Origin of the sequence: Rudaea sp., assembly GCF_036383415.1 — a bacterium.
In the GTDB taxonomy this organism is placed as follows: domain Bacteria; phylum Pseudomonadota; class Gammaproteobacteria; order Xanthomonadales; family Rhodanobacteraceae; genus Rudaea.
This window is the reverse complement of the sequence record NZ_DASVOK010000500.1, coordinates 1-4079: the sequence shown is the minus strand read 5'-3', so window position 1 is coordinate 4079 and position 4079 is coordinate 1. Positions and strand designations below refer to the sequence as shown.

Here is a 4079-nt window from a genome sequence, read left to right as displayed (position 1 = left end):
ATTTCGATGACGACGAGATTCCGTTCTAGAACGTTAGCTTAAGGGGGCTTGCGAAGAACGGCAGGATTTGGATTTCATTCCCTTAGCATGGATTACAAGACTCGCGAGGATGTCCTTCGCGGCATTTTGGACATGCCGTTGTTCAAATGCGAACTTCGTCAGAGAGGAATTGCCTCTCCAATAATTTATGAGGGACCGGGATTCCTCAGTCAGACCCCTGATAAATCACTCCTCCTTCGCATCTTTTCTAATGGAGTGAGCGAGAAAGAGTCTTTCGCGCGCTTGTGCGGACCTGCTCGAGTTGCACCAGGGAGTCTGATTCCAGATACGGAATACTACGATTTTCGTGGTTATGACCAGAACGGGGTATTGTGGGTAGCAGAACAACTTTCCCTGGACCTTGGATTCGGGGAAGGTAGCTACATCACAGCGCACGTAAATCAAATATCGCGCACGAAATCTTTTGGCTTAGTTGCCGAGGGTTCCTCTGCCACGGCTGTCGTTCCCGGAAAGTTCGAATTACCATGGCACATTCCGACTGTCACCGAGCGGAGCACTGTTCTTGATCGATTCGAAGGTGCAAGCCAAGACAGTGCTTGGAGGATTCTTAGGAACGAACATGGGCTGGAGGTACATTTCACAGTTGCCCAAGGACCAATCGATAGGCCATACCGTCGGTTTTTGTTCGCGCTCGAGATACTTACCGGTACAGCTATGGATGTCCCGGTTACGGAGTTCGTTGAACGCGGTCACCTGATAACTCAAGTGCGCAGTCTACGAAACGTCAGCAGAACGAAACAGTTGCAGCCGCCAATGCGAATGACGATGCCTTACGCTGGAGGTGCGCATTCATTTATAGCTCGTTTTCTTGATGAGGTTGAAGAAAAGAACCCAACTGCTCAGGATCACACCGGTACGATCTATTGGATATGGCACCGGGTATCCAAGGCTTATCAGAGCGATCTGGAAAACAGCGCTTTAGTCTTGAGCGTTGCGATTGAATCGCTGTTGAAAGTGGCGTTCAAGTCGGAAGCTGATGACGACGAAGAATTCCACGCTGAGATCGCTCACGCGAAGATCGCGTTGGAAAAAGCCAATTTCATGCCTAGAGCACTGAACCGAATTGCAGCAAGTCTAGCTAACGCCATCAACCCAGGCCCGAAACAAGTGCTTCGCCGCCTCAAAGAGCAGGGCTTTATAAACGATAGGCACGTAGCTGCATGGGAGAAAATGCGCAACAAATCAGCGCATGGGGATGGAGGGGATGACAGCCATGCTGAAATTCAGAAGCTTCTTTCCGCACACTACCACTGCCTCGGCCTTTTCTATTGTCTCGTCTTCGTACTCATAGGCTACCGTGGCGTATATTCTGACCTTACACAGCAGAATTGGCCTGATGCGACGTTCGACGGATCGAACAGCCAGTAACTCATGCGCATGGGAACTATTCTTCCCACTCATCGTCGGAACGAATCTGGGCTGGTCCTTGTGAGATAGAGGCGTGCCAGGCGCGAAGTTGCGGCAGGCCGACTGCGCCGAGGTCGTCGAGCACGACGAGTGCACCGCCGAAGTCCTGATCGCGCGTGTAGTCGTTGACGGTCGCCAGCGCGGGTATGCCCGCGGCGAGCGCGGCGCGCAGCCCGAGGGCCGAATCTTCGACGGCCAGGCATTCATCCGCATGCAGACCAAGTCGGTCGAGGACGTATTGGTACACCTGCGGGTCGGGTTTCTTGCTCGGCGCTTCGTCCGCCGTCGCGATCACTTCGAACCAGTTGGCCGCTGCGGGCAACGAGTGCGCGAGCAGCGCGTCGACGTTCGCGCGCGAGGTCGTGGTCGCGATCGCGAGGCGCAGTCCCGCTGCGTGTGTCTCGTCGATCAGGCGCGCCACGCCGGGACGCAGGCGCACTTCGCCCGTGTCGACGAGTTGCACGTAATGTGCGGTCTTGCGCGCATGCAGATCGCGCGCGAGTGCATCGCGCTGCGCGAGCGAAATGTGCGTGGCGTCGCTGTCGATGAAATGCAGGATGCGTTCGCGCCCGCCGGCCACGGCGAGCAGTTCGCCGTAGCGGGCCACATCCCAATGCCAATCCAGACCCGCGTCGGCGAACGCGCGGTTGAACGCGACGCGATGGCCGTCGCGTTCGGTGTCGGCAAGCGTACCGTCGACATCGAAGATCAGCGCGCGCAAGCTGCGTTCGCTCGCGATGCTTGCCAAAGCACTCATCAGTGGTAGCGCTTGGCCATTTTCTCGAGCGACACCGGCTTGATCTTCGATGCCTGGCCCGCGCAGCCGAATTCGACGAAGCGCGCCTTGCAGATGTCCTTGGCCGCCGCGGTCGCCGCCTTCAGCGCCTTGCGCGGATCGAATTCGCTGGTGTCCTTGGCGAAGGCGCGGCGCATCGCGCCGGTCATCGCGAGGCGGATGTCGGTGTCGATGTTGATCTTGCGCACGCCGTTCTTGATGCCGCGCTGGATTTCCTCGACCGGCACGCCGTACGTTTCCTTGATGTCGCCGCCGTATTCGCGAATGATCGCGAGCCATTCCTGCGGCACCGAGCTGGAGCCGTGCATGACCAGGTGCGTGTTCGGGATCTTCTCGTGGATCGCGCGGATGCGATCGATCGCGAGGATGTCGCCGGTCGGCTTGCGCGTGAACTTGTAGGCGCCGTGCGAGGTGCCGATCGCGATCGCGAGCGCGTCGACCTTGGTGCGTTCGACGAAGTCCCTGGCCTGGTCGGGATCGGTCAGCAGCATCGAGTGATCGAGCTTGCCTTCGGCGCCGACGCCGTCCTCCTCGCCGGCCATGCCTGTTTCGAGCGAGCCGAGGCAGCCGAGTTCGCCCTCGACCGAGACACCGACCGGATGCGCCATGCGCGTGACGAAGCGCGTCGTGTCGACGTTGTAGTCGTAGCTGGCCGGCGTCTTCTGGTCTTCGAGCAGCGAGCCGTCCATCATCACCGAGGTGAAGCCGGAGACGAGCGAGGCCTGGCAGACGCCGGGCGAGGCGCCGTGGTCCTGGTGCAGCACGAGCGGGATGTCGGGGTGCGCTTCGACCGCGGCGAGCACCATGTGGCGCAGGTAGGGTTCGCCTGCGTATTTGCGCGCGCCGGCCGAAGCCTGCAGGATCACCGGCGCATCCACTTCCTGCGCGGCCTGCATGATCGCGTGGATCTGTTCGAGGTTGTTGACGTTGAACGCGGGCACGCCGTAGCCGTGTTCGGCGGCGTGGTCGAGCAATTGACGCAGACTGACAAAGGCCATCGGGTTACCTCACCAAGTTGATCGGAATTCAGTGCGTGTCTTCGCGGCACAGCGCGAGCGCGCGGCTTTCGTGCGCCGCGATCCAGCCGGGCAGGAAGGCGAAATCTTCGACGACGTCGCAATCGAGCGCGGCGACCGAACGACCTTCGTTGTAGCCGTAGGGCACGCAGACGATTTCGCAGCCCGCGGCGCGCGCGGCGGCGACGTCGTTGTTCGAGTCGCCGACCATGATCGCTTCATCGACATCGACGCCGAGCCAGCGGCAGGCGGTTTCCAGCGCCTCGGGATGCGGCTTGCGATTGATCACGCGATCGCCGCCGAGCAGCAGATCGATCGCATCGGCGATGCCGTAGCGTTCGAGGATGGATTGTGCCGGCAGTTGCAGTGCGTTGGTCACCACGGCGAGCTTGAGTCCACGCGCGCGCAGCGTGCGCAACGTCTCGGCGACATGCGGGAACAGGCGGCCATGATTGCCGATCGTCGTGTTGTAGTGATCGAGGTAAGTCGAGAGTAGCGGTTCGAGCAGGCGGTCGCGCGCAGCCTCGTCGAGCAGACCCGGCTGCACTGCGAGCACACGCTGGGCGAGCACGCGCGGTCCCTTGCCGATGCGCGCGGCGATTTCCGCGAGCGACAAGGTGCGCAGGTGGAGCTCCTCGAGCGCGCGATTCATCGCCGCGGCGATATCGGGCGCGGAATCGACGAGGGTGCCGTCGAGGTCGAACAGCACGGCACGGATGCGGATCCCGCTCATTGATCGACCTCCGTGGCGGCGGCAACGAGTTCGCGCACCTGTTCGGCGACGTTGGTCGCGGTGAGGC

The 4079-nt window shown here is 60.6% G+C and carries 4 protein-coding genes; 1 reads left to right on the top strand and 3 read right to left on the bottom strand.

Translation table 11 applies throughout. From position 1 onward, the window contains the following. Window positions 1–87: 87 nt before the first annotated feature. Window positions 88–1428 carry a hypothetical protein gene (locus tag VF497_RS18170; protein ID WP_330891420.1) on the top strand — a complete coding sequence of 447 codons (1341 nt, stop codon included), beginning with the start codon at window positions 88–90 and terminating at the stop codon, window positions 1426–1428. A gap of 16 nt (window positions 1429–1444) precedes the next feature. Here the strand turns inward: VF497_RS18170 and VF497_RS18165 are convergent, their stop codons facing one another. The 3 genes from VF497_RS18165 to gph are packed head-to-tail and all read right to left on the bottom strand — an operon-like array spanning window position 1445 to window position 4012. Then, entirely contained in the window at window positions 1445–2224 is a 780-nt protein-coding gene (locus tag VF497_RS18165; protein ID WP_330891418.1) for an HAD-IA family hydrolase, read from the bottom strand. After that, window positions 2224–3261 (bottom strand): class II fructose-bisphosphate aldolase, encoded by a 1038-nt coding sequence (gene fba / locus VF497_RS18160; protein ID WP_330891416.1) that lies wholly within the window; start codon window positions 3259–3261, stop codon window positions 2224–2226. Before fba ends, VF497_RS18165 begins: the two co-directional genes overlap by 1 nt. A gap of 28 nt (window positions 3262–3289) precedes the next feature. Next, on the bottom strand, window positions 3290–4012 hold the full coding sequence (gph, locus tag VF497_RS18155) for a phosphoglycolate phosphatase (protein WP_330891414.1): 723 nt from the start codon (window positions 4010–4012) through the stop codon (window positions 3290–3292). Window positions 4013–4079 lie beyond the last annotated feature (67 nt).